Annotated in this window: 22 protein-coding genes and 1 pseudogene; 9 read left to right on the top strand and 14 right to left on the bottom strand. The window is 71.6% G+C overall.

Annotated elements, in window-relative coordinates:
* Positions 1-223: 223 nt before the first annotated feature.
* A complete protein-coding gene (locus HCA58_RS18250) occupies positions 224-730 on the top strand; it encodes an inorganic diphosphatase (protein WP_093409905.1) in 507 nt (168 codons plus the stop codon).
* A 24-nt stretch (positions 731-754) separates the two neighbouring features.
* Here the strand turns inward: HCA58_RS18250 and eccD are convergent, their stop codons facing one another.
* Positions 755-2,155, bottom strand: coding sequence for a type VII secretion integral membrane protein EccD (eccD, locus tag HCA58_RS18255; protein WP_169599059.1), 1,401 nt, complete (start codon positions 2,153-2,155; stop codon positions 755-757).
* 101 nt (positions 2,156-2,256) lie between these two features.
* Between eccD and eccCa the strand changes: the two genes are divergently transcribed.
* From eccCa to HCA58_RS18270, 3 genes are all read left to right on the top strand, one after another.
* Positions 2,257-6,195, top strand: coding sequence for a type VII secretion protein EccCa (eccCa, locus tag HCA58_RS18260; RefSeq protein ID WP_169599060.1), 3,939 nt, complete (start codon positions 2,257-2,259; stop codon positions 6,193-6,195).
* Positions 6,196-6,279: 84 nt separating this feature from the next.
* Positions 6,280-7,590 (top strand): type VII secretion-associated serine protease mycosin, encoded by a 1,311-nt coding sequence (mycP, locus tag HCA58_RS18265; RefSeq protein WP_169599061.1) that lies wholly within the window; start codon positions 6,280-6,282, stop codon positions 7,588-7,590.
* 184 nt (positions 7,591-7,774) lie between these two features.
* Positions 7,775-8,482, top strand: coding sequence for a phosphatase PAP2 family protein (locus tag HCA58_RS18270; RefSeq protein WP_346776035.1), 708 nt, complete (start codon positions 7,775-7,777; stop codon positions 8,480-8,482).
* Here HCA58_RS18270 and HCA58_RS18275 read toward each other — a convergent pair.
* The 6 genes from HCA58_RS18275 to HCA58_RS18300 form a co-directional block, all read right to left on the bottom strand.
* The gene (locus tag HCA58_RS18275; protein WP_169599063.1) at positions 8,403-9,581 is read right to left on the bottom strand and encodes a MarP family serine protease; all 1,179 of its coding nucleotides are present in this window, start codon (positions 9,579-9,581) and stop codon (positions 8,403-8,405) included. The genes HCA58_RS18270 and HCA58_RS18275 overlap by 80 nt on opposite strands.
* A gap of 64 nt (positions 9,582-9,645) precedes the next feature.
* The gene (locus HCA58_RS18280; protein WP_169599064.1) at positions 9,646-10,356 is read right to left on the bottom strand and encodes a CoA pyrophosphatase; all 711 of its coding nucleotides are present in this window, start codon (positions 10,354-10,356) and stop codon (positions 9,646-9,648) included.
* The gene (locus tag HCA58_RS18285; protein ID WP_169599065.1) at positions 10,353-10,961 is read right to left on the bottom strand and encodes a TlpA disulfide reductase family protein; all 609 of its coding nucleotides are present in this window, start codon (positions 10,959-10,961) and stop codon (positions 10,353-10,355) included. The genes HCA58_RS18280 and HCA58_RS18285 overlap by 4 nt, the downstream gene beginning before the upstream one ends.
* Entirely contained in the window at positions 10,958-11,737 is a 780-nt protein-coding gene (gene nth, locus HCA58_RS18290) for an endonuclease III (protein ID WP_169599066.1), read from the bottom strand. The genes HCA58_RS18285 and nth overlap by 4 nt, the downstream gene beginning before the upstream one ends.
* A gap of 45 nt (positions 11,738-11,782) precedes the next feature.
* The gene (locus HCA58_RS18295; protein ID WP_169599067.1) at positions 11,783-12,922 is read right to left on the bottom strand and encodes a CapA family protein; all 1,140 of its coding nucleotides are present in this window, start codon (positions 12,920-12,922) and stop codon (positions 11,783-11,785) included.
* A gap of 25 nt (positions 12,923-12,947) precedes the next feature.
* Entirely contained in the window at positions 12,948-13,643 is a 696-nt protein-coding gene (locus HCA58_RS18300) for an adenosylcobinamide amidohydrolase (protein WP_169599068.1), read from the bottom strand.
* Between the two features lie 219 nt (positions 13,644-13,862).
* Between HCA58_RS18300 and HCA58_RS18305 the strand changes: the two genes are divergently transcribed.
* From HCA58_RS18305 to HCA58_RS18315, 3 genes and pseudogenes are all read left to right on the top strand, one after another.
* Entirely contained in the window at positions 13,863-14,540 is a 678-nt protein-coding gene (locus HCA58_RS18305; RefSeq protein WP_013736306.1) for a Crp/Fnr family transcriptional regulator, read from the top strand.
* Positions 14,541-14,653: 113 nt separating this feature from the next.
* A pseudogene (locus tag HCA58_RS18310) lies at positions 14,654-14,851 on the top strand (acyl-CoA dehydrogenase family protein); the annotation flags it as partial.
* Positions 14,852-14,995: 144 nt separating this feature from the next.
* Complete coding sequence (locus HCA58_RS18315) at positions 14,996-15,331, top strand: hypothetical protein (protein ID WP_169599069.1); 336 nt, start codon at positions 14,996-14,998, stop codon at positions 15,329-15,331.
* 10 nt (positions 15,332-15,341) lie between these two features.
* Here HCA58_RS18315 and HCA58_RS18320 read toward each other — a convergent pair whose 3' ends face one another.
* The 7 genes from HCA58_RS18320 to HCA58_RS18350 form a co-directional block, all read right to left on the bottom strand.
* Positions 15,342-16,808 carry a serine/threonine-protein kinase gene (locus HCA58_RS18320; RefSeq protein WP_169599126.1) on the bottom strand — a complete coding sequence of 489 codons (1,467 nt, stop codon included), beginning with the start codon at positions 16,806-16,808 and terminating at the stop codon, positions 15,342-15,344.
* Positions 16,809-16,839: 31 nt separating this feature from the next.
* A complete protein-coding gene (locus HCA58_RS18325; RefSeq protein WP_169599070.1) occupies positions 16,840-17,379 on the bottom strand; it encodes a hypothetical protein in 540 nt (179 codons plus the stop codon).
* A 227-nt stretch (positions 17,380-17,606) separates the two neighbouring features.
* On the bottom strand, positions 17,607-21,182 hold the full coding sequence (locus HCA58_RS18330; RefSeq protein ID WP_169599071.1) for an adenylate/guanylate cyclase domain-containing protein: 3,576 nt from the start codon (positions 21,180-21,182) through the stop codon (positions 17,607-17,609).
* Complete coding sequence (locus HCA58_RS18335; protein ID WP_169599072.1) at positions 21,179-22,006, bottom strand: MBL fold metallo-hydrolase; 828 nt, start codon at positions 22,004-22,006, stop codon at positions 21,179-21,181. Before HCA58_RS18335 ends, HCA58_RS18330 begins: the two co-directional genes overlap by 4 nt.
* Positions 22,007-22,117: 111 nt before the next feature.
* On the bottom strand, positions 22,118-22,579 hold the full coding sequence (locus HCA58_RS18340) for a RidA family protein (RefSeq protein ID WP_169599073.1): 462 nt from the start codon (positions 22,577-22,579) through the stop codon (positions 22,118-22,120).
* 4 nt (positions 22,580-22,583) lie between these two features.
* Complete coding sequence (locus HCA58_RS18345; RefSeq protein WP_013736319.1) at positions 22,584-22,739, bottom strand: DUF4177 domain-containing protein; 156 nt, start codon at positions 22,737-22,739, stop codon at positions 22,584-22,586.
* A gap of 44 nt (positions 22,740-22,783) precedes the next feature.
* Positions 22,784-23,278, bottom strand: coding sequence for a hypothetical protein (locus tag HCA58_RS18350; RefSeq protein ID WP_169599074.1), 495 nt, complete (start codon positions 23,276-23,278; stop codon positions 22,784-22,786).
* 324 nt (positions 23,279-23,602) lie between these two features.
* On the opposite strand from HCA58_RS18350, the gene HCA58_RS18355 reads away from it, so the two are divergent.
* Positions 23,603-24,178 (top strand): hypothetical protein, encoded by a 576-nt coding sequence (locus tag HCA58_RS18355; RefSeq protein ID WP_169599075.1) that lies wholly within the window; start codon positions 23,603-23,605, stop codon positions 24,176-24,178.
* A gap of 26 nt (positions 24,179-24,204) precedes the next feature.
* A complete protein-coding gene (locus HCA58_RS18360; RefSeq protein ID WP_169599076.1) occupies positions 24,205-25,182 on the top strand; it encodes an ArsA family ATPase in 978 nt (325 codons plus the stop codon).
* Positions 25,183-25,214 lie beyond the last annotated feature (32 nt).

A 25,214-nucleotide genomic window follows, 5' to 3' on the forward strand; every position in this document is an offset into this window, starting at 1 on the left:
CCGGCCTGCGGTCGATTCTCGCCGCCCTCAGCGGCACCGCCTGGACGGTAGTGTGAATCTTCCCTCCCCACGACCCCCTCCTCCCCCACCGGGAACCGGCCTGGGTGACACTACTTCGGTCCGAAGACTATGCGGCGGTCGGAGTCGGCGGGTTGGCAAATCGCCACCTCGGCTCCCCCGCCGGTTCCGTCAAGCCAGCGTGGGCCAACGAGGGAGCGTGCAGATGGATTTCGACGTGACGGTTGAGATCCCCAAGGGTCACCGCAACAAGTACGAGGTGGACCACGTGACCGGGCGGATCCGGTTGGATCGCACCCTCTTCACCTCCACGCAGTACCCGGCCGACTACGGCTTCATCGAAGGCACCCTGGGCGAGGACGGCGACCCCTTGGACGCCTTGGTACTGGTGCCGGAGCCGACCTTCCCAGGCTGCCTCATCCGGTGCCGCACTATCGGCATGTTCCGGATGACGGACGAGAAGGGTGGCGACGACAAGGTTCTCTGCGTTCCCTACGAGGACCCACGGCAGGAACACCTACGCGACATCCACCACCTCGGCGAGTTCGACCGGCTGGAGATCCAGCACTTCTTCGAGGTGTACAAGGATCTTGAGCCGGGCAAGTCCGTCGAGGGTGCGACCTGGGTCGGGCGGACCGAGGCCGAGGCCGAGATCCAGGCTTCGTACCGGCGCGCCCGCGAGGCCGAGGAACGCGGCGAGTCCACCCACTGAGGTGTCGGACGGGCAGGGGGAAGCTCAGCCGAGCAGCCCCCGCGCCCGCTCGTAGAGGCCCAGCACCGCACAGGCGACCGGCACCACCGAAACCACCAGCAGGGTGTCGGACAGGTCGGCGAGCCGCCCGACGTACGGGGAGACCGGTCGGCGGGCGTACGTCGCGCCTCCCGCCACCACCAGCAACGCGACCAGCAACCCGCCGGCGACCAGGACCAGCCGGATCGTCGCGTCGACGGCCCCGGCCAGCGCCCCGCCGAGGACCGCGTACCCGGCCAGGCCGGCGAGCACCGGCGCGACCCGATGCTGGACCGTCTTGAAGAGCCGGGCCCGCAGCAGCAGTACCGACGACGTCACCCCGACCAGTAGCCGGCCAGCGACGCCACCGGCGCTGACGAGGAGCACGGCCGCGCCGACGGTCAGCACCGCCTGCCCGATGAGCATGCCCGTGAGCATCTCCTCGGTACGGGCCACCGCCGCGTGGACCCGACTGCGGTCCGGCAGCTCACGAGCCCGGTCCGAGTCGTCCGACAGGTCGGTGGGCAGGGCCGTCGGCGGCAGCGGCACCTTGCCCAGGCGGATGGCCAGCAACGGGACGACCCCGATGGCGAAAGTCATCGAGCAGAGCAGCACGGCAGCCGCGCCGGCCGGTTCGAGCAACAGACCACCGAGGGCGGCTGATCCGGCCCCCACGCCGACCACCGCGCCCGCCACGAAGATCCTCAGGCGGGTGGCCACCCCGAACAGCCCCAGCACCGAGACCAGCAGCAGCCCGACCGACCCGGCGAGCAGCTCAGGTGCACCCACCCAACGCAGAACGCCGATCGGCCCCACCGGATCGCCGGAGCCGACAGCGAGAGCACCGGCGAGCGCCGCGTAGGGCAACGCGTAACCACCGAGAGCGGCACCGGACGGCCCGTCGCCCTGCGCCCGGGACAGCACGGTGCCGGCCAGCACCAACAGACCCGCCACCGCCGTCGCGGCCGTCCAGCCGGCGGGATCGCCGGGCCCGCCAGCGGTCAGGGCGAGCAGGCCGACGGTGACGGGTACGCCGGCGCCGGCCAGTGCAGTGGTCCGGGAGGCACCGGACGACCAGCCACCGCCCCGCCGGCGGGCGGCATCGGCGATGGCCTCCACCACGTCGTCGTACTCGAACTCCGGCCACTCGGTGCGAGCCGGCACCAGGTGCAGCACCTCACCGTCGTTCACGCCCTGGGCGGACAGCGCCTGCCCACCGGTCAGCACGGTGCCGTCGGCTCGCCGCAACAACCAGCCACCGTGCTGCTCCCCGTCGTCGGCGAGCCCGTCACCGGCGTGCCGCAACACGTCGGGCAGCAGCTCGGCGAGGGGCACCTGCTCCGGTAACGCCACGTCGACCCGACGGCGGGGCGTACTGATGGTGACCCGGGCGAGCCCGACCGTCATCGACTCATCTCCATCCCGAGCGGTTCTCCTGCTGCGCGGACGACAGGACTTTACCTACCATGAGCCAAGCTCGGGTCACCGTACGAAGTCGGGAGGGCCGTGTGTCCACTGTCGTCATCCGGCGGCCGGCGCGACGGCCGGCGCCGGAGATCCCCGTGGGTGACCTGCCGGTGCAGGCGCCCCCGGAGCTCCCGGCCGGCACCGGCGCCCGCTGGCAACAGCTACTGATGGTGCTACCGATGCTCGGCGGCACGGTCGCGATGGCGATGATGTTCGGGCGGGGCGGCGGGGCGTACGCGTACGTGGTCGGTGGGATGTTCGGTCTCTCCTCCCTGGCGATGCTCGCGACCTCCTGGGGTAGCGCCTCCGGCAGTCCGAAGAAGTCCGAGATGATGGCCGCCCGCCGGGAGTACCTGCGGCATCTGGCGACCCTGCGCCGGCAGGTTCGGCAGACCGCGGAGCGGCAACGCGACGGCCTCTGCTACCGGCATCCCGGTCCGTCGCTGCTCTGGTCGACGGTGCACAGCCAGCGGGTGTGGGAGCGGCGTCCCACGGACCCGGACTTCGCGGTCGTGCGGGTAGCCGTCGGACCGCAGACCCTGGCCACGCCTTTGGTACCGCCGGTCACCCGCCCGCTCGATGAACTGGAGCCGATGACAGCGGGCGCGTTGCGCCGCTTCCTGGACGCGTACTCGGTGGTGCCCGACCTACCGGTTGCCCTCTCGCTGCGCAGCTTCGCCCGGGTCTTCGTCCGCGCGACTCCGGTCGGCGCCACCGGATCGCCGGCCGCGCAGGCACTGGCCCGAGCCATGCTCACCCAGCTCGGGGTGTTCCACGCTCCGGACGAGCTGCTGGTGGCCGTCTGCGCCGGACCGGAACGGCGCGACTGCTGGGAGTGGGTCAAGTGGCTGCCGCACCTCCAGCACCCCACCCGTACCGATGCCCTCGGTCCGGTGCGGCTGGTGGCGAGTTCCGCGGTGGAGCTGGAACAGCTGCTCGACCAGGTGTTGGCCGGCCGGTCGAGGTTCAGCCCGACCGGCCCGGCCACGAACCTGCCGCACCTGGTGGTCGTCCTCGACGGCGGCGACCTCACCGGTGCCACCGAACTGGTCGGGGACGGCGGTATAGCCGCGGTGACCCTGATCGACCTGGACACACCGCCGCCGCGTCTGCTCGACCGGTTCTCGCTGCTGCTGGAGTTGCGGAACGGCCGCCTGGTCTCGATCACCTCGGACGGGCCAGCCGAGGTCGGTACGGCGGACGCGCTCGGGGTCGCCGAGGCTGAGGCGGTGGCCCGTCGGCTGGCCCCACTGCGGCTGGCCTCCCCCCGGGGCGCCGACGCCGCACCCGGTGCCGAGGCGGGTCTGCCGGAGCTGCTCGGCATCGGCGAGCCGGCGGCCTTCACCGCGGAGCAGGGATGGGTCCCACGGTCACCACGAGACCGGCTGCGGGTGCCGATCGGCGTCGGTGTCGACGGCGGGGCGGTCGAGTTGGACCTGAAGGAGTCGGCGCAGGGCGGCATGGGCCCGCACGGGCTGCTCATCGGCGCCACCGGGTCCGGAAAATCGGAGCTCCTTCGTACGCTGGTGCTCGGTCTGGCCGCGACCCACCCCGCCGAGCAGCTCAACTTCGTGCTCGTGGACTTCAAGGGTGGGGCCACTTTCGCGCCCTTCGACCTGCTGCCGCACACCGCCGCTGTGATCACCAATCTGGCCGACGCGTTACCGCTTGTCGATCGGATGGTCGACGCCATCAACGGGGAGTTGGTCCGCCGGCAGGAGTTGCTGCGCCGGGCCGGCAACTTCGCCAGTCTGCGTGACTACGAGCGGGCGCGGTCGGCCGGCAACCCACTACCCCCGCTGCCGTCACTGCTGCTGGTCTGCGACGAGTTCTCCGAACTGCTGTCGGCCAAGCCCGACTTCATCGACCTGTTCGTGCAGATCGGCAGGCTGGGCCGGTCCCTCGGCGTGCACCTGCTGCTGGCGAGTCAGCGGCTGGAGGAGGGACGACTACGCGGGTTGGACACCCATCTGTCGTACCGGATCGGTCTGCGTACCTTCTCCTCGCTGGAGTCCCGTACGGTGCTCGGGGTGCCCGACGCGCACGAACTGCCCCCGTCACCGGGGCACGGTTTCCTGCGCTTCGGCACTGAGCCGCTGCAGCGTTTCAAGACCGCGTACGTCTCCGGCCCGGTACGTCGACGCGCCCTGGCCACCGACGCGGCCGCGCCCGAACGCCCCCGCCTGATCGCCTTCTCCACCTACGTCACACCGGTGGCGCAACCGCCCACCCCACCGGTCGGCGACGAGCCTGCGGAGGCCACGGAAACCCTGCTGCGTCTGCTTGTCGACCGGCTCGCCGGTCAGGGCACACCGGCGCACCAGGTGTGGCTGCCGCCGCTGGACGCCGCCCCGACCCTGGACGAGTTGGTCGGCCCGCTCACGGTCGACCCGCGCCGCGGGCTCACCGTCGGCAGTCCCGAGCTGCACGGTTCCCTCCAGGTGCCGGTGGCCGTCGTCGACCGACCCTTCGAGCAGCGCCGTGACCTGCTGTGGTTGACGTTGGACGGCGCCGCCGGCCACATCGCGTTGGTCGGTGGCACGCAGAGCGGCAAATCCACCGCGCTGCGTACGCTGATCTGCGCTCTGGCCCTCACCCACACGCCGGCCGAGGCCCAGGTCTACTGCCTCGATTTCGGTGGTGGCGGGCTCGCCGCCGTGCGTGATCTCCCGCACGTCGGCGGGGTCACCGGACGGGCCGACCCCACCGGCGTACGACGCACCGTCGGCGAGATGTCGACCCTGCTCGGCGATCGGGAACGCCGCTTCGCCGAACAGGGCGTGGAGTCGGTGGCCACCTGGCGACACCGCCGCGACAGCGATGGTGCCGCAGCTGGCGCCGACCTGCGCGGCGACGTGTTCCTCGTCGTCGACGGTTGGACGACCCTGCGATCCGAGTACGAGGATCTGGAGCCGCTGATCACGGACCTGGCCACCCGGGGGCTCTCCTACGGGGTGCACGTGGTGGCGACCGCGGTCCGTTGGCTGGACTTCCGACCGGCCATCCGGGATCTCTTCGGCTCCCGCCTGGAGCTACGCCTCGGCGATCCGTCCGACTCGCTCGTCGCCCGACGGTCGGCGGCGCAGGTGCCTGAGCAGACCCCGGGGCGCGGCATCACCTCGGAGAGCCTGCACTTCCTCACCGCGCTGCCCCAGCTGACCGATACGGACACCGCCGGGCTGGTGAAGCAGGTAGGTCGCGCGTGGCCCGGTCCGGTCGCGCCCCCGGTACGCCTGCTCCCAGCCGTGCTGCCCTACACCGACCTCGATCTCGGTGCGACGACGGGTGTGCGCATTCCGGTCGGTGTCGCCGAGGCGGACCTCCGTCCGGTGGTCCTCGACTTCGCCACCGAGCCGCATCTCGTGGTCTACGGCGACGCCGAGAGCGGCAAGTCGTCGTTCCTTCGCGCCCTGGCCACCTCGATCGTCGCCCGGTTCACGCCGGAACAGGCCCGGGTGATCGTGGTGGACTACCGACGCAGTCTGCTCGGCGCCATCTCCACCGAACATCTGATCGGCTACGGCACCGCCGCGGCGCACACCGCCGACCTGGTCGAATCGGCTGCTGGCTATCTGGCGGACCGCGCGCCGGGCCCAGAGGTCAGCCCGACGCAGTTGCGGGAACGGTCGTGGTGGTCCGGACCGGAACTGTTCGTACTCGTTGACGACTACGACCTGGTGGCGAGCGGGCCGGCGAACCCGCTACAGGCTCTGGAGGAGCATCTGCCGCACGCTCGCGACGTCGGGCTGCACCTGGTGCTGGCGCGCCGTTCCGGCGGTGCCGCCCGCGCCCAGTACGAGCCCTTGATACAGCGGTTACGGGAACTGTCCACCTCGGGTCTGGTGCTGTCGGGCAGCCCGGAGGAGGGGGCGCTCGTCGGTCCGGTCCGTCCGGGTCCGCTACCGCCCGGACGCGGTCGGCTGTTCACCCGACGCGAGGGCGTACGCCTGGTCCAGCTGGCTCACCTTCCGCCGCAGTGACGTGGACTCCACGGAACGTCCCTGTCGGCGGCTCAGAACCGGTAATCTCCGTTCGTCATGTGTACTGCGACGAATGGCTGAGATGTGACCAGGCTGCGGCACGGTGTCCCGGCGAGGGCCGGCCGGTTCGCCGACCGCGCGCTGCTCACGGTGGTTGCCACCGCGCTGTCGGCCGCCGTCGCGGTGGTGCCCGCCACCGCCGAGCCGGTTCGCGCTTCCGCGCTCGGGATGCCGGTGGCTCACAGTCCCGACTCGGCGGGGCGCGCCGACCAGGTCCGTGACGAGCAGTGGCAGCTCGACAGGTTGGGGGCGCGGACGGCGTGGCGCACCTCGACCGGGCGCGGTGTGATCGTGGCCGTGATCGACTCCGGGGTGGACGGATCCCACCCCGACCTGACCGGTCAGGTGTTGCCCGGGCTCGACCTGGTCGCGCCGATCGGTTCGGCCGAGCCGGATCCGGTCGGGCACGGCACCACGGTCGCCGGCCTGATCGCCGGGCGTAACGACGACCACCGCGGTGTGGTGGGTCTCGCGCCGGACGCGCGGATCCTGCCCGTTCGGGTGTTGGACGCGGAGAACCGTTACGACGACGCGCTGATCGTGGCCAAGGGCGTGCGATGGGCGGTCGACAACGGCGCGGAAGTGATCAACCTTTCGCTCGGCGGGAACGGCGACAGCGCGGCGCTGGCCGCTGCGATCGACTATGCGTTCGCCCGGGACGTCGTGGTGGTCGCCTGCACTGGCAACCTCGCCACCTCACCTGAGGCGAAGGTGTGGTATCCGGCCCGCGAGCCCGGCGTCATCGCGGTCTCCGGTTTGGAGCGCAACAGCGACAACCTGTGGAGCGGTGCTATCACCGGGCGGACCACGGTCCTGACCGCGCCCGCCAGTGGGCTGGTGGGTGCCCGTCCCCCCGGCGGCTACTGGCGGGTGCAGGGGACCAGCTTCGCGGCACCGCTGGTCGCCGCCACCGCTGCCCTGGTGCGGTCACGCTACCCACAGATGTCGGCCGGGGACGTGGTCAACCGGCTGCTGGTCACCGCCAGGGACATCGGGCCCACCGGTCGGGACGAACGGTTCGGGTACGGCCTGGTCGATCCGGTCGCGGCGCTGACCACCGAGGTGCCGCCGAGTCACGGGAACCCACTGGACGACAACGATCCACCCGGGGTTGCCGGATTCGGTCCGGCGCCCGGCTCCGCGACGAGCGGCGATCCCGACGATGAACAACTCGGGCTGACCGGTCCCCCGGCGGAGACCCGGTGGCGGGCCCGGGCCGCCGGTTCGCAGGACGACACCGGCCCGGAGCGGCTCTGGATCGGCTCGGCCATCCTCGTCGCGCTGCTCACCGGTGCGGTGCTGATGGTGCGTCGGCTGCGGCAGTCGTACCGCTGACCGACCACCGCCGTCGGCCGGCCGACGAATTGTCCCGTTTGCGCGGGACAGCTCCGGGCGGCGGGGTACAACCATCGTCGTGGACGCCTCAGAACGGGCCGGCACGGCACGGCACACCGGTCCGCGGCGACGAGAGCCGCGGGGCCGACGGCCAGGTGCGCGACCGGTCCACACCGTCTACGGTGTGCTGCTGGTCGCACCGTTCGCGCTGCTCGCCACGCTGGTGCTGGGTGGCTGGCCGCCGCTGCGCCGACTCGACCTGGCGATCACCACCCACCTGCACGGGTACGCCCTGGATCATCCGGTCTGGGTCCGGGTGATGAGCCTGTGGACCGACGCCTTCGCACCGATGCCCCTGCGGGCCGCAGCGCTGGTGCTGGTGGTCTGGCTGGCACACGACGGTGCGCGGCGACTCGCGGTATGGGCCGCGTCCACGATGCTGCTCGGTGGTCTGCTCGGGCCGCTACTGAAACTGCTCGTCGGCCGGCACCGACCCGATCTGTCCGATCCGGTGGCGCAGGCACCCGGTCTGGCCTTCCCGTCGGGCCACGCGTTGAACGCGGTGCTCGCCGCCGGGGTCCTGCTGGTGGTGTTCCTGCCCCGGACCAGGCCCCGGTCTGCCGCCCGGACGGCGATCTGGGCCGGGGCGCTGACGATCGCTCTGGTGACCGGGTTCAGTAGGGTCGCGCTCGGTGTCCACTGGAGCAGCGACGTGCTGGCCGGTTGGCTGCTCGGGGTGGCGGTGCTCGTCGCCACCGCCACCGCGCTCACGGTCCGGTCAGCTCCGGGTCAGGTTGACCCGGCAGCATCCGTCAGGTGCAGTCACCGGTGTCGGTGCCCCGGGTGCGTGCGGCGCCGGCCAGCGCCACCGGTCGGGCCTCGGCGGCGGTGACCGCGAAGCCGGTGTTCGGGTCGTCGGCCGCCGCCGCGAAGATCACCCCGAGTACCAGGCCGTTCGAGGAGAGCAGCGGCCCACCCGAGTTGCCGCTGCGGACCAGGGCCCGGATGGTGTAGATCTCCCGATTCACGTTGCCGGACGAGTAGATGTCCGGGCCGGTGATCCGGTCGACGTCGCGGATCCGCGCCGACTGGGCGTTGTACGGCCCGTCGAGCGGAAACCCGAGCACGATCGCGTCCGCGCCGGTGGAGGCGTTGCCGGCGGCGAATCGCATCGACGGGCCGGGCAGCCCTGGCACGTAGAGCACGGCGAGGTCCCGGTCGGGGTCGTAGACGACCACCTCACCGTCGTACCGGTCCCCTTGTAGTTCCACCGCGACCGTGCGGGTGCCGGCGACCACGTGCGCGTTGGTCATCACCCGGTCGTCGGCGTACACGAAACCGGACCCTTCGATCCGACGCGAGCAGCTCGGTGCCGACCCGAGCACCTTCACCACCGAACTTCGACCGTTGTCGACGACCTCGGAACCGGCGAGCGCCGGGTCGGGCGGCTCGACCTGCCGGGCCTGGGTACGCCGCAGACCGTCGAAGACGTCCGGGAAGCCGTTGGTGTCGACGGTGTCGCGCAGCGCGGTGGAGAGCTGTTGCGCCTGGTCGGGCAGCACCCGATCGACCACGTTGAGCAGTGCGCTGCTCTTCACCGAGGCGGCGAGCCAGGGCACCGAGGAGGACGCGAGCGGAACGGCGACCAGCCAGGCGACCAGCAGCACCGCGAAGAGCGAGACGAACGCGCCCCCGACGTCGTCGGCCCGCCGCCCCACGTCACTCGCGATGGTGCGACGCAGGTGCGATCCGAGCAGGCCGGCCAGAGCCTGGCCCACCACGGCCAGGCCGAAGATGGCGACGAGTGAGATGAGCACCCGGGTGCCGCTGTCCACGAACTGCTGGGCGACCAGCGGGCCCACCTGCAGACCGATCAGGGCGCCCAGGAAGAACCCGGAGAAGGAGAGCACCCCGATGACGAACCCTTGTCGGTATCCGCTGATCGCGAACACGAGCATGAGCAACAGCAGGACGAGATCCACGGCCGACACGGCTCAAGCGTACGGGGCGGGGGATCCAGGCGAAGTCGCGCGTATGCGGATGGTGACGGTCAGGTCAGCGCAGGGCGCTCTCGTCGACCTCGTCGGTGCCGGCCGACGGGGCGGGTAAGGCGCCGACCGGCGGCAGGTCGATGACCCGGGCGCGCGACCACGGGCCACTCCAACCTCCCATCTCCAACAACGCGGCAAGTACCCCGGCCGTGAATCCCCAGACCAGCATCCCGCGTACGGAGAAAGCCGGACCTGTCCAGCCGCTGGGGTGTCGTACCTGGAGCCGGTTGTCCGGGTCGACGAGCTCAGCGATCGGCAGCCGGGCGACATGCGCCACTTCGGCAGGTTCCCGGGAGTCCACCGGGTGCGGTGCGTGCCACCAGGCGAGCACCGGAGTCACCACGAATTCGCTCACCGGTATCCACAGCCTCGGCAGTTGGGCCAGCACCGTGACGCTTGTCGGGTCGAGCCCGACTTCCTCATTGGCCTCACGCAGCGCGGTGGCGGCGGCGTCGTGGTCCTCCGGGTCGGCCACGCCGCCGGGGAACGCGGGTTGGCCGGCGTGGTTGCGCAGGGTCGCGGCCCGTTGGAGGACCAGCACATCCGGGCCCGAGGAGGCGTCCTCGCCGAGCAGTACCAGTACGGCGCTCTCCCGGCCACCGCGGTCGGGCGTACGCAGCTGGGTGAAATCCTCGGTGCGCGCGGTGCCGAGCCGACCGAGCAGCGGCCCCAGCCAGCCCGGTGCCTGGCGTCCCGCCGGTTCGTGCCCGCTCACGCCGGCACCGTGAGGCCGAGGTGCCGGCGGACGAGTTCGGCCAGGCGGGCGTCATCGAGGGCACCGGAGCTGTCGATGTGCCGGATGCGGCCCTCGACGTCCACGAGGACGGTCAGCGGGACGGCGTTGCGCCGCAGTGCCCGCTGCACCGCCTCGCCCTGGTCGACGAGCATCGGGAACCGTACGCCGAAGTCCTCTCCGATGGCCTGGGCGCCTTCGCGGCTGTCCCGGCTGTTCACTCCGATGACGCGCAGCTGCCCGTCGGCGCGTTCGTGTAGCCGCTGGAAGGCGGGGAGTTCCTTACGGCAGGGTGGGCACCAGGAGGCCCAGATGTTCACGACGGCCGGTCCGCGGATGTCCCGTAGGGCGACCGGTGTCCCGCCGGTGAAGCAGGTGAGGGTCAACTCGGGCAGCGGGTCACCGGTCACCTCGCTGACGCTGGGTTCGGCCGGTCCGTCGGTGAGGCCGGCGCAGCCCTCGAAGGGGGACGGGCGTGCGGCGGCTGTGCCTCGTCCGGCTGGTGCGGGGTTCTCGGGGTCGGCTGTGCAGGCGGTCGCGAGTGACAGCAGCAGCGGCAGGGCCAGCAGCGTGAGCCGGCGGTTCATGGTGCCTCCGCCCGCACCGCCTGCACCGGCACCAGCTCGGGATCGACACCTGCGGCGACGGCGAGGTCCCGGGCGCGCGGGCCCTTCAGCAGCTTCGCGGCGGCGGCTGGCTCGATCGGCCCGGTTCCGTACGAGGGGCAGAGTTTCACCAGGGTGCAGGCCCCGCAGGCCGGCTTGCGGGCGTGGCAGACCCGGCGGCCGTGGAAGATGATCCGGTGCGACAGCATGGTCCAGTCGCGTTTCGGGAACATCGCCCCGATTGCGTGCTCGATCCTGACCGGGTCGGTTTCGGTGGTCAGCGCCCAGCGGTGTACCAGCCGCTGGAAGTGGGTGTCGACGGTGATGCCGGGCACGTCGAAGGCATTGCCGAGGATGACGTTCGCGGTCTTGCGTCCGATCCCGGGCAGGGTGACCAGGTCGTCGAGGCGGCCGGGGACCTGTCCGTCGTGGCGTTCGACGAGGGCCTGACCCAGCTGGATCAACGAGTTGGTCTTGTTGCGGTAGAAGCCCGTCGGACGGATCATCTCCTCCATTTCGCCGCGCTCGGCCCCGGCGTAGTCGGCGGCGCTCGGGTAGCGGGCGAAGAGTTTCGGGGTGACCTCGTTGACCTTCCTGTCGGTGCACTGGGCCGACAGGATCGTGGCGACGGCCAGCTCGAGCGGGTTGCGGTGGTCGAGTTCGCAGTGCGCGTCAGGGTGGGTCTCGGTGAGCACGCGGCCGATCCGGCGCGCCCGACGGGTGCGACCCAACTCGGTCTCGGTGGCGCTTCTGGTCACGACGGCCAGCCTACGTCGCCGGTTCGGGCGTCTGGGCCGCCGGGATCAGTCCGCGTCGGGTGGGCTGATCTCCCCGGCGTCGGTGAACCGGGCACCGGTCTCCGCGAAGTCCAGCTCGGTGAGGTCGCGGAGCAGCCCGAGGCCACGGGCGTCGGGGTCGATCGTCGGCTTGCGGACCCCGTCCATGTAGGTGGAGGTGAAGGAGCCACCTGCCCAGGTACCGTCTGCTTCGAGTGACACCTTGAGCACCCCGCCCCAGCCGAGACGGCCGTTGTTGCTCAGTGAGTTGCCGCCGCCGGAGAAGTTGCCCAGGCTGTAGGCGATCAGCCGGCCCTGGTAGAACTCCATGCCGCGCAGCACGTGCGGGCCGTGCCCGACGATCAGGTCGGCACCAGCGTCGATCATGGCGCGGGAGAACTTGATCGGATCGCCGCGGTTCTCGCCGAGGAACGTCTCCGTGCCGGGCCGCACCCGGGTCATCTCTGACCCTTCAGCCCCCATGTGCACCTGCACCACGACGATGTCGGCCAGGTTGGTCGCCTTTTCGATCACCTTCTGGGCGGCCGGGATGTCGGTGAGGCTGTTCGACCAGCGGTACGACGAAAAACCGGCGACGGCGACCTTGACGCCCTTCACCTCGACGACCGTGATCTGGTCGGGTGCCCCGGTGTGTTCCAGCCCGTGCTCCTCCAGTGCCTTCTGGGTGTTCTCGTAGCCCTGCGGCCCGAAGTCGTACCCGTGGTTGTTGGCCTGGTTGAGCAGGTCGAAACCGGCGTCGGCGAGGTGTCCGGCGTACTCCGGCGGTGCCCGGAACTGGAAGCAGCGGGTGGAGTCGGCACCGCACTTGCCGGTCCCGGTGTCCACCGTCAACGGCTCTTCCAGGTTGCCCATCACCAGGTCGGCGGCGAGTGCGTTCCGCACCGAGTCGAAGAATCCTTCGCCGTTGTCGGGGGGCAGCCGGTCGGGCGCCATGGCCATGACGATGTCACCGGTGGCGGACAGTGAGATCTTTTGGACCTTTGGGGTGGCCGATCCGACAGGTGTGCCCTCTCCGCCGCCGGGCTGCCAGAGCGGCCCCCCGTCGCTGCTCGCGCAGCCGGCGAGGAGCAGGGCGGCGAGGAGTGTCCCCAGAACGGCCAGGGTGTGGCGACGGGATCGGGGCGCGGAAGGGGCGGCAGCATACATCGTGCGCGACCCTACCGGCCGAACATCACCGGAACGACCGCCGATCGGGTGAGAGAAGGCAACCTCGGAGACGATCCGACCATGGGACGACAGTGTCGCCGCCCACGGTCCGCACGGCGGCGTGTACCGCTCGGGCCAGCGGTGCCCCCCAGGTGGAGCGGGGTCCGCCGTAGGCGTCGGCCGGACCGTCCGGTGGGCAGAGCACCGTGACAGTGTCCGTCGGCGTACCGGTGCCGGGCAGCCCGAGCTCCCCGATCGCCTGCGCTTTCGCCTCGGTGGCCGTGGCGACGGCGTTGACGAGCGCCGCGTCGCCGAGCCGCGCCGGAACGTAGGCCACGATGTTCACCGTGCCGACCCGTTGCGCCGGAGCTGCGACCGCGGGTGCTGCCGCCGGCACCGGTGTGCCCAGGCCGACGGTGGCCCAGACCTGCACCCCGGCGTCGGTCCGTCGCGCCACCTCGGCCACGTCGACCCCGGTCATCAGGCCCACGCCGGGCCCGTCGAGGCCCAACTGCCGGGCCATTTCGGTCAGGTGGTCGGCGGGGTCGTTCCGGTCGTACGACATGGGCACCGTCGCGTTCAGCACCCACTGACGAACGCCGATCCCGCCGCCCAGCGGGGCGGAGCTGACCGCCTGGACCGGCCGCCCGGTGCGCCAGATGAGCACTGGGATGTCGCATTCGTCTTCGCGGCGGGTGGTCAGCAGTGGCTCGGGCAGCACGGGGTGACCCTACGTCCGGGTCGTCACCCCGCCGGTCCCGGCCTGACCAGCTGCGGGATACCCAGGGTGATCACGACGGGCAGGTTACGCCGAACGATCAAGATTCCAGGGGTGCACCTCTGATTCCTGCTCACGTGCGCCTAGACTGGTCGGCGCGCGAGGGATCAGCGGACGGCGGACCCAGGCCGAGCAGACGGCACGCGCAACCGGAGGTGCGCGATGGACGAGGTACTGGCCCGCAGCGGGATCTTCCAGGGTGTCGACCCGGAGGCGGCCGAGGCGCTCGCCAAGGAGATGGAGACGATCGAGGTCCGCAAGGGCGAGGTGGTCTTCAACGAGGGCGAGCCCGGCGACAGTCTCTACATCCTGCTGTCCGGCAAGATCAAGGTCGGTCGGCGGGCTGCGGACGGGCGGCAGAACCTGATCGCCGTGATGGGCCCGTCGGACATGGTCGGCGAGCTGTCGCTGTTCGACCCTGGTCCGCGTACGGCGACTGCGACCGCGGTCACCGACAGCCGGCTGGCCCGGCTGCGCAAGCAGGCGCTGCGGCCGTGGCTCAACAACCGGCCGGAGATCGCCGAGCAGCTGCTGCGGGTGCTGGCCCGCCGGCTGCGCCGGACCAACGACGCACTGGCGGATTTGATCTTCACGGACGTGCCCGGCCGGGTGGCCAAGAACCTGCTCCAGATGGCGGGGCGCTTCGGCACCCGCGACGGTGGCGTGCTGAGGGTGACGCACGACCTGACCCAGGAGGAGATCGCCCAGCTTGTCGGCGCCTCTCGGGAGACGGTGAACAAGGCCCTCGCGGATTTCGCCTCGCGCGGCTGGCTCCGACTGGACGGCAAGAGCATCATCATCCTCGACCCGGAGCGCCTGGCCCGCCGCGCCCGCGTCTGACCGGTGCCAACCACCCGCGCGGTGTTCAACTTCGCCACCCACGGCCGGGCGGTGCCCACGGCACCGGTCCAGGTGGACTGACCGCACCCGGCGGCTCGACCTGGGCGTTCGGCCAGTACGCCTCCGGCGAGGCGGCGGCCCTGGCGGTGGACACGGCCGTCCAGGTGCTCGGCGGCGCCGGCATGACCACCGAGTACGGGGTGGCGACACTGCTCGGTGCGGTCCGGGCCGGTCGGATCGCCCCGGTGAGCCGGGAGATGATTCTCAACTTCGTCGCCCAGCACCTCCTTGGCCAGGTCAAGTCGTCCTGAGTCGCCGTCCGCAGAAGCGCATTTCCGACTCTCCAGCCTCTGCCAATGCAGGACCTTCCTCCGGCAAGCTGTTGTTCGTCAGCTGTTCCGCATGATGAAGCTGTCCGCTGTTGACAGGTCGGCAATCTCCGACATTCTGGACCTGTGAAACGGTTCCCAGGATCCGACGCACGGACCGTGGCGGTGGTCGCGGCCCTGGCGGCGTTCTGGCTGCTCGCGGCGTTGCTGGTCGGCCGCCGGCAGGATCTGCTCGGCGTGGCCGGGGCGCTGCTCTTCGTTCTGCTCGCCACCGTCGCAGGAGTCGCCGTCACCGCCGCCCGGCAGCGTGATCCGGTTGCTCGACCGGAGCGTGGGAAGCCGTACGTGAGGCCCGGGATCGAGCGGTCCAGTATCGATGCCGACACGCTCGAAATCCTCGGCGATCGGGAGGCCGTCCGCGCGATGCGGGAGAGGCGTCGACACGATCGGCGTGAACCCTGACCGGGACGTGTCAGCCGCCGGTGAGCGTGGGTGAAGCCAACCCGTTCAAGCCCCGCCCGGCCAGACAACGGTAGGTGGGGTCGATCTGCGCGTCAGCCGGCGGCAACACCTCAAGATTCCATCCAGCGACCTGGCGTAGGCCGCTGACCAGCCGGAACGTCTTCTCGTTGCAGACCTGGCGCACTTGGTGATCCGCGACGATCTCGTCGTGGCCGGCCCCGACCAACGCGACCGGCAGCTGCCCCTGGGCGTAGCTTTCCCAGGTGTGCCGGGCATCGCAGGGCATGCGGGTGGCCTCGGCCCGCTGGCCACGTACCTGCACCGGCCCGAAGCACTCCAGCTCCGGCGCGCACTGCGTCCCGGCGGGAAGCACCTCCTGATGAGTGGCGCAGCCCGGGCGAAGCATCCCGGTTGCCGCCGGACGGGCCGGCATGCTGGGCTGCGGTGACGGTCCGCCACCGGCCGCCCAGGCGCCCACCCCCGCCGAGGCGGCGAGAGCGACCGCCCCCGCAGCCCCGAGGAACCAACGACGGCGACGACGCCGCTCCGTGGAGCCGCTCTCCACCGGCGGGGCCGCGCGGCCGGCATCGTGGCTGCCGGTGGCGGCACCGCCGACAGGTGACACCCGGGGGCTCGCCCCGCCGCCGGAGCCGTCGAGCGTGAGATTGGTGAGCAGATCGCGCAGTTCCGCGGCGGACGGGCGGGCCCCAGGGTCGTTCGCCATGCCGGTACGCAGCACGTCGATCAGGTCCTCGGGGACGCCGGGCAGGCCAGGGATCGGCTGGTTGAACATCTCCAGCACGGTGACCAGGCTCGGGTTCCGCTCGCTCTGCCAGCGCGGTGGCCGGCCGTGCATCACCGCGTACAGCGTGGCGCAGAGCGCGTACACGTCGACGGCCGGCGAGGGCGGGCTGTGACTGAACATCTCTGGCGGCGCGTACGCCGGCGTGAGCACCTCCAGCGCGACGGAGGCGTCCCGCATCTCGGCGACCACGGCCAGCCCGAAGTCGGCAAGCACGGCCGGGTTGAAGTGCGAGTGGAGGATGTTCGCCGGCTTGACGTCGCGGTGCAGCACTCCGGCGGCGTGCGAGTGGGCGACCGCATCCGCGATCTTGATACCGAGATCGCGGGCCTCGACGGCGCCGAGCGGTGAGTTACGCATCCGTTCGGCGTACGAACCGTCGCAGAGTTCCATGATGAGGTACGGGTGCTGGTCGATGGTGACGCCGACGTCGAAGAGGTCGACCACGTGCGGGTGCGACGACATCCGGCCGGCCGCACGCGCCTCGCGCAGGAAACGGGCCTGGTCCCGGTCGCTGGCCAGAGTCCGGTTCTCCACTTTGACGGCGACCTCGCGACCCACCGAGATCTGCGTCGCCCGGTACACAGTGGCGTAACCACCCCGGGCAAACACCTGCAAACCAGTCAGACCAGGCACGATGGGCGTCGGCAGGGCGCCGGGCGGGGTGTCGGTCACAATCTCGAAAATACCGAACTCTGCCGGCCGCTCACCGAACCGCATCGGTGGCCGGTCCCACAACCGGTGTCCCGGCACCGCTGGGGCCGTCCGACGCCGGCTCGTCGTGGGTCGATCCGATCCCGCCCGCCGCTGCGGTGGCCCCAGGGACGCCGGCCGCACCTGCGCCCGCAGACCGACGCGCATCCCACCAGAGACCGCCGGCCGTCGCCACCGCACCCACACCCTCCCAGAGCGCCACCCCGAAGAACCGCCCCGGTGCGACGTCGGCCAGCACCGCGAGGGTGAAGACCGTGAACGTGACAAGCCGGAACACCACTGTGAAGCGGTAGAAGACACGCCACTCGGTGGCCGTGGCGAGCAGGTAGTAGACCCCCATGTTGAACGACGCCATCGAAGAGGCCGTCACGAAGACACCCGTGTAGTCACCCGGTGCACGGCTGGGCGGAATCTCGAAGCCGAGCATCCGCAGCAGCGCCTCCGGCCAGAGCAGACCGACCGCCCCCATCGCCAGCGCCAGCACACCGAACACCGCGATCGTCCAACCCGCAACCGAACGCGGCAGCCTCATCTTCGCCCCCCTCGACGGCACGACCGACGACAGCGACGGCCGCGTGCACCAGACACGCTAGCGGTCAGCCCCTGTCGGCCACATCCCCGGAACCGTCAATTCCGCACCGGGCACCGACCGACCGGACGGCCGGTGGGCCCCACCCGTCCGGGTCAGATGACGCTGCCGGACCTCGCGTTCGGAACGCAGGCACTCCGACGACACCGCCGCAGCTACGTCGGATGCGGTCAGCCGGGGGTACGCAGCCGGTTCAGCAGCGCCTCCGCGGCAACCCGTTCGCTGCGCTGCTCGGTGGCGTACGCCAACCGGACCACATCCTCGGCACCAGCCTTCGCCTCCGCCGGCCGTCCGCAGGCGGCCAATGCCTCAGCCAGCACACTGGCCGCGATCACCTGGCTACGGACGTCCTCGGCCGGTGCCCGCACCGCCCGACGGGCCCAGTCCAACGCCTGTTCGCGCTGGCCCTGAGCGAGCAGGGCCGAGGAGTAACGCGCCATCGACTGCCGCCGCGAGAAAAGCAGTGCCGGGGTGGTGGCCGCCATCGTGGCGACCGGGGCGAGCAGGCCGACGGCGGTACCGGAGTCGCCCGCCGCCAACCGGGCGGTGGCCAGCAGCACCCGGGGAGCCACCTGTGCCGGTGCCTGCGGATTGTGCGGGTCCACTGTGGTGAGCACCGCCCGCGCGTCCCGCTCGGCGGCGGCCACGTCACCCATCTCCAACGCGACGAAACCGCGTAGGGTGCCGGCCATCCCGGTGAGCAGTGGGTGAGCGGTCCGGTTAGCGTAGGCGAGCGCATCGGTGAGCAGGTCCGCAGCGTGCTCCGGCTCACCCAGTCCACGGGCGACCACGCCCCGGACGACGAGCGCGAAGCCCTGCCCCCAGTCGTCCGACGCGGCAGCGAAGTCCCGGTACGCCCGCCTGGCCTCCCGGTCGGCGTCGACCAGCTCACCCAGCTCGGCGTTGGCGTACGCGTCGACCGCCCGCAAGGTGCCCACCGCCCACGCCTCGCCGACCCGTTCACCGAACGGTAGGAAGATCCTGGCCAGCCGGCGCGCCTCCCGCAGCCGACCGGCGAGCAGCCGGGCGAAGGCGGTGGTACCGCGCAGCCACGCCCGCCCGTACGGATCCTTCAGCTCGGCGAAGAGCCGGGCAGCCCGGCCGAGCACCGCGTCCGTACCGGCGAAGTCGCCCCGGGTGGTGGTCACCCAGGCCAGGTTCTGCAACGACCACGCCTGGCCCCGGCGGTCCTGCACGGCGAGGCTCACCTGGTACGCGGCCGCGAGCCGGCTACTGGCCTGGCTGAGCCGGCCGACCAGAAAGTCGGCCATACCCAGCCGACGCATCGCCGAGGCACGCAGGGTGGGCAGCTCGGCGTCGTCGGCCACCTGAAGCGCCTCCCGCCAGTAGGACTCGGCCCGTCGTAGGTCACCCATCACCTGCTGGGCCTGCCCGGCGAGCAGCAGGGCGCTGGCCCGCGTCGCCGGATCTCCCGCATTCGCGGCGATCTTCTCGGCCGACGCGAGCGCATCAGCGGCCCGCCCGACCTGAAGCAGTGCCCGGGCGTGCGCCACCCGGTCGATCGCGGGGATCCCGTCACGTGCCAGCTCGGTGGCGCGTTCGGCGTACTCGACGGCGAGCGCGGGTTCCCCCGCGTGCAGCGCCCGGCGGGTGGCCCGGCCGAGCGCCGCCACACCCAGTGGGACGACCGCACGCGCTGACGCGTCCGGTCGTAGCGTGACCGCGTCAGCCAACGTGGTGGCCCGCTCGACGTGCTCGGCCACGAAGTCGTCCCGGGCCGCCTCCGGGAAACCACCCGGACCGCTCGGGCCGGCGACCTCGGTCTCCGGAGCCGCCCAGCGCGCGAGCGCGGCATGCCGTTCCGCCAGCTCCGCCTTGCTGATGCCGGAGTAGGAGGCCTCCCGCATCAACGGGGTGGCGAAGGCGTAGCCGCTGCGGGTGCGGTGCAGCATCCTGCGCTGCAGTAGTTCCTCCACGGCCCGTTCCAGCTCGACGGCGGCGACGGCGGCCGGTCGACCGTCCCGACCGGTGCGCTGCTCCCGCAGCGCCTGAAGCGCACCGTCCGGCACGGTGTCGCCGACCACCGCGGCGTCCCGCAGTACCGAACGGGCCTCGGCGGGCAGGGCATCGATCCGGGCGGCGAGCACCGCCGCGAGGTCCCGGGAGAGCAGTCGGCTGCCGAGCGAGCCGGGCGCCAGCCGCCAGCTGTTGCGTGGCCCCACGGTGAGCGCGCCACGCTCCATCAGCAGGGTGACCAGTTCCGCCAGGTAGAAGGGGTTGCCCTGGGCGGTGGCGAGCAGCCGGTCGGCGTCGGGCTGGGGAAGCCGTCCCCCGCCGAGATAGCTGGTCAGTAGCCGGGCCGCGTCGGCACCTCGCAGCGGTGGCAGGGGCTGCACCTCGGCGTCGGAGACCCGGGCCAGTGTGCCGGCGGTACGGACCAGCTCGGGCCGTCCGAGCAGCAGCACCAGCACCGGCCCGGTGAGCCGGGACAGGGTGACCTCCAGCGCGCCCATGGTCTCTGCGGTGGCGTCGTGCAGATCGTCGACGAGCACCACCAGCGGTGCTTCGTCGGCGAGTGCGCTGAGCAGGTCGGCCACCGCGTTGGGCACCGCATCGGCGTCGGCCGGCGGCTGGGTGCTGCTCCACTCGCCCTGGTCCGTCGGGCCGCCACTGGGCAGCTCCGCGTACCCGAGCAGAGCGAGCAGTTGATCTGTGGCGACCGGAGCCGGATCCGTGCGGGTACGACTGAGTCGTTGCCCGAGCCGGCGCAGCCGCTCCTCCACGGCCGCCCGGGTCACCGCGGTCGCGGTGTCGTTGGGTAACCCCGTCGCGGCACGTACCAGATCGGCGAGGGGAGCCAACCGGCGACGCTCACCGAACGCCGCGCAGCGCACCGACAGGACCCGGGCGCCGGTGTGCGCTGCGTACCGACCGGCGCCGACGTCGTAGCCGGCGGCGAGCCGTTCCACCTCGGCGGCGAAACGGGACTTGCCGATGCCCGCCTCGGCGGTCATCAGCAGCACCCGTGGCTCGGTACGGTCGATCACCTCGGCGAGTCGGCCGGCGACCCGACCGATCTCGGTCTCCCGGCCCACGAACGGTGCCTCGTCGCCCAGCCCTGAGCGGGTGCCGGGGGCATCCAACAGGCCGAGCAGCTCGTACGCCTCGACCGGTTCGCGCTTGCCCTTGAGCCGCAACGGGCGCAACGCCCGCCAGCTCGCCACGTGCCGGGTCGCCGCGGCGGTACGCCCACCCGCGTAGACCGCGCCGACGGCGGCGGCGTCGGCCAGCCGGGCGGCGGTGTTCACCGTGTCGCCGATGACGGTGTACTCGATGGCGGCCTGGATGCCGGCGATCACGTCGCCGGTGTTCAGCCCGACCCGCAGTCCCAGTGGCGCACCGCCGCCCCGCTCGTCGTCGAGCACCCGACGGACCGCCCGTTGCATGGACAACGCGGCGCGTACCGCCCGCTCGGCGTCGTCCTCGTGAGCCACCGGGGCACCGAAGACCGCCATGATGCCGTCACCGGTCAGCTTGTCCACGTGCCCGCCGAAGGTCTTGACCGCCCCCGCCAGCGCGGCCAGCACCCGGTCGGTGACCGCACCGACCCGTTCCGGGTCGAGATCCTCCGACCACGAGGTGAAATCGGACAGGTCACCGAAGAGCACGGTCACCACTCGGCGCTCGGCGGCGGGCAGGGTCGCGGCGGCCGGCAGCGCGGCTCCGCAGCTGTGGCAGAACCGGGCGCCGGGCACGGCGACGGTTCCGCACACCGGGCAGGTCACGCTGGACCCAACCTCGCGTCGCCGCCGTCGGATTCCCGGCCCAGGTATTCGAGCTGGGCACGTACCGACCATTCCGCCGCCCACCACAGCGACCGGTCCACGTCGGCGTAGACGATGGCGACGACCTCGGCCGCGGTCCGCGCGCCAGTGGCCAGTGCCGTCCGGACCTGCTCCAGGCGGGCACGGCGGTGGGCGAGGTAGGAGTCGGCGGCGGCCCCGCAGTCGGCCAGCGCCGGGCCGTGCCCCGGCAACACCGGCACGCCCCGGTACGCCGAGAGCAACTCCAGACTGTTCAGGTAGTCGCCGAGGTGACCATCCGGATGTGCCACGACTGTGGTCCCCCGGCCGAGGATCGTGTCACCGGTGAGGACCACCCGCTGACCGTCCCGCTCGACGAGGAAGCAGAGCGAGTCGGCGGTGTGCCCGGGGGTGGCGAGCAGATCGATGCTGAGGCCGGGAACGCCCAGGTCACGCCCTGAACCGGCAGGTGGCGTACCGCCGATGGTGTGTGCCGGGTCGGCGGCCACGACGTCCACCCCGCCGAGCAGTTCGTGCAGGCGCGCCGAGCCTTCGGTGTGGTCCGGGTGGCCATGGGTGATCAGCACCGACCCGATCGGCCCCTGCGCGACGATCGCCGCGAGGTGTGCCTCGTCAGCCGGCCCCGGGTCGACCACCACGGCCGGCTCGCCGGGCCGCGCCCGCAGCAGCCAGGTGTTGGTGCCGTCCAGCGTCATCGGCCCCGGGTTCGGTGCCCGCAGCAGGGTGACCCAGTCCGGCAGTTCGCTGGCGAGGGCGGTCACCGCCCCCGTCACATGCCCTCCCATGGCTGCGATCGTACGACTCCGCGGACGCACCCCCGCGATCTTGCAGTCCCGGTCCCCGATTCGTCCTCGTCAGGGGCCTTCGTCCGGCCGGAAACTGCAAGATCGCAGCGGTCAGGAGACCTCGACGATCACCTCGACCTCGACCGGCGCGTCCAACGGGAGTTCCGCGACGCCGACAGCGGACCGGGCATGCCGTCCCGCCTCGCCGAAGACGGTGCCGAGCAGGTCCGAGGCACCGTTGATGACCCCGGGTTGCCCGGTGAAGCCGGTCGCGCTGGCGACGAAGCCGGTCAGCTTCACGACCTTGACGACGTTCTCCAGGCCGACAAGCGAGTCGATCGCGGCGAGGGCGTTGAGTGCGCAGCGCTGGGCCAACTGCTTGGCCTGCTCGGCGGAGACGCCAGCGCCGACCTTACCGGTGGCCAGGAGCTTGCCCTCGGCCGTCGGCAGTTGCCCGGAGACGTACACGTGCTGCCCGGACTGCACCGCCGGCAGGTAGCTCGCTACCGGGGGCACCACCTCCGGCAACTCCAGACCGAGTTCCGCGAGCCTGGCGTGGGGTCCGTTGTTCACGACGTCACGCCTTCGGGCGCTTCAGGTAGGCGACCAGTTGCTCCGGGTTCGGCCCCGGAACGACGGAGACCAGTTCCCAGCCGTCCTCACCCCAGTTGTCGAGGATCTGCTTGGTCGCGTGGACCAGCAACGGAACGGTGGCGTATTCCCATTTCTGCATCGGTGGAGGGCTCCCTCGGTGGCGTGAACACTTCGGGACACAGCCTACGGTCCACCGGCCGGTCGAGGCGCGGGACGCTGCTCAACCTCGGGCCGGTGTTCGGGTGCGGCCCGCTGCTCGGGCGCTGTCGGCAGTTCACCACAGGGACCGGCGTGCTCGTAGGGCTGGGGGCAGCGCGTGCGGTCCGGCAGCAGCAGGTCGCAGAAGACCCGGTGCCGGTTGTTCTGGTCGTCGGCGGTCGACACCTCCGTCTCGCCGGCGTCGAGTTCGAGCAGGAAGTTCAGCGAGGTGGCCAGCCGACCGGCCAACGCCGTGGCGGCAGCCAGATCGGTCACCCGGATGGGTAGGTGGATGACGTACCCGGGGCCGTCCTCCTCCCGCCCACCAGCCGGCTCGGCACTCGTGACCGGCTCGACGTAACGCCGGTACGGCCGTTCGTTGATCGGCCGCCCGCCGGGGGAGTCTCCGCCCGCCGTCCGGCTGCCCCGCCGCGGCCCGACGGGGAACTGTGCTCGGGGGGTGTTGTCCGTGTCACGCATGCACTGCCTCCGGGCGTCGTACCTGGTCACGGCGCCGCTCACCGGTCCGGTCCCATCCGCCCGGCCCGGACCGGGGCGTGCCGGAGCGACCGTAGGACCGGTGCACCGATCGCATCAACAGGACGCGCACGCCTGATCGCCTTCGGTCACATTTGCGACACCAGAACAGCCGAAAGCTGATGGTCATCGCAGGATCAGACACACCGGGCTGTCCGCGGCGGTACCGCGGACCGCTACCCTTCCCGTCTGGACGGGCGCCCGGCCCGGCCACCCGATCCCGCGCACACCGCCGGTACGTGGTGCTGCGCCGCACCCGGGGGGACCATGACCCAGCCACCCGCAGGCGACCCGACCGGCCCCACCGACCTCCCGCCGACTAGGTCCTCGCCATCGGCCTCCGGCGGCACGCCGCCGGAGGAGGCCGGGTACCGGCCGCAGCACTCACCGGCCCAGTCGCCGCGTCGGCGTGGACCGCTGTTGGCCTCGCTCACGCTGGTCGTGGTGCTGCTGCTCTGCGCCGGAGGCGGAGTGGCCGCTTTCCTCACCCTGCGCGACACCGAATCAGGTGAGGGCGCACCGGATCCGTCGGTGGCGGTCGACGACTTCCTGACCGCGATCTACCAGGAGCGGGATGCTGTCAGGGCGTCGGGGCTGGTCTGCACCGCCGCACGCGACCCGGAAAAGATCCGGGCCAAGGTGGCCGAGGTGGAAGAGTACGTCTCGACATACCGGAGCCCCCGGTTCCGCTGGGACACCCCGACGGTGGACAACGAGACCGGCGACCGGGCGACAGTCACCACCACCGTGACCGTGACCACCGCTGACGAGAAGATCGCCGACCAGGACCTGCGCTTCACGGTGATCCGCAAGACCGGCTGGTGGGTCTGCGACGTCGCCTGAGCACTCCGGATGGATAGGCTCGACGGGTGGGAGCAGCGCAGCGACCGACTGACCGGACCGGCATCGACTGGTCTGCCCGACTGCACGTGGTGACCGGCAAGGGCGGCACGGGCAAGACCAGCGTTGCCGCCGCATTGGCCCTGGGGCTGGCCGGCGGTGGGCGACGCACCCTGCTGGTGGAGGTGGAGGGGCGGCAGGGCATCTCGCAGCTCTTCGGCACCGACCCGCTGCCGTACGCCGAACGACCTCTGGCCGACGCGCCCGGCGGCGGGCGGGTGTCCGCGCTGGCGGTCGACGCCGAGGAGGCGCTGCTCGAATACCTCGACATGTTCTACAAACTTGGCGCCGCAGGCCGGGCACTACGCAAGTTCGGGGCGATCGACTTCGCCACCACGATCGCTCCGGGTCTGCGTGACGTACTGCTCACCGGCAAGGTCAAGGAGGCCACCACCCGCACGGTCGACAAGCGGCGAGTGTACGACGCGGTGGTGCTCGACGCACCGCCCACCGGCCGGATCGGGCGGTTTCTGAACGTCACCGCCGAAACCGCCCGGCTGGCCAAGATCGGGCCGATCAAGACGCAGAGCGAGGGGGTGTCCGCGCTGCTGCGCTCACCGATGACGGCGGTGCACGTGGTGACCCTGTTGGAGGAGATGCCGGTCCAGGAGACCGTCGACGCGATCGCCGAACTGACCTCGCTGGGTTTCGGGGTGGGCCGGGTCATCGTCAACGGGACCCGGGCACCGCTGCCTGCCGGCGGCTTGGTCACCGAGGCGGCGTTGGCGCGGGGCCTGCGTGCGGCGGGGCTACCGGCCGGCGAGGAAGTCGTCACCGGCCTGCGCGACGAGGCGCGGGATCTGATCATCCGCCGGGATCTCGAGGATTCGCTCCGCACGGATCTCGCGGAGTTGGGTGTGCCCCTCGTCGAGTTGCCCCTGCTGCCCGACGGGGTGGACCGGGCCGGTTTGGAGACGCTCTCCGCCGCGCTGGTCCACGGCGCCTGACCCACACCTCGCCTCGGCCCGGCGCGGAGCCG

Origin of the sequence: Micromonospora sp. HNM0581, assembly GCF_012726175.1 — a bacterium.
GTDB lineage: Bacteria > Actinomycetota > Actinomycetes > Mycobacteriales > Micromonosporaceae > Micromonospora.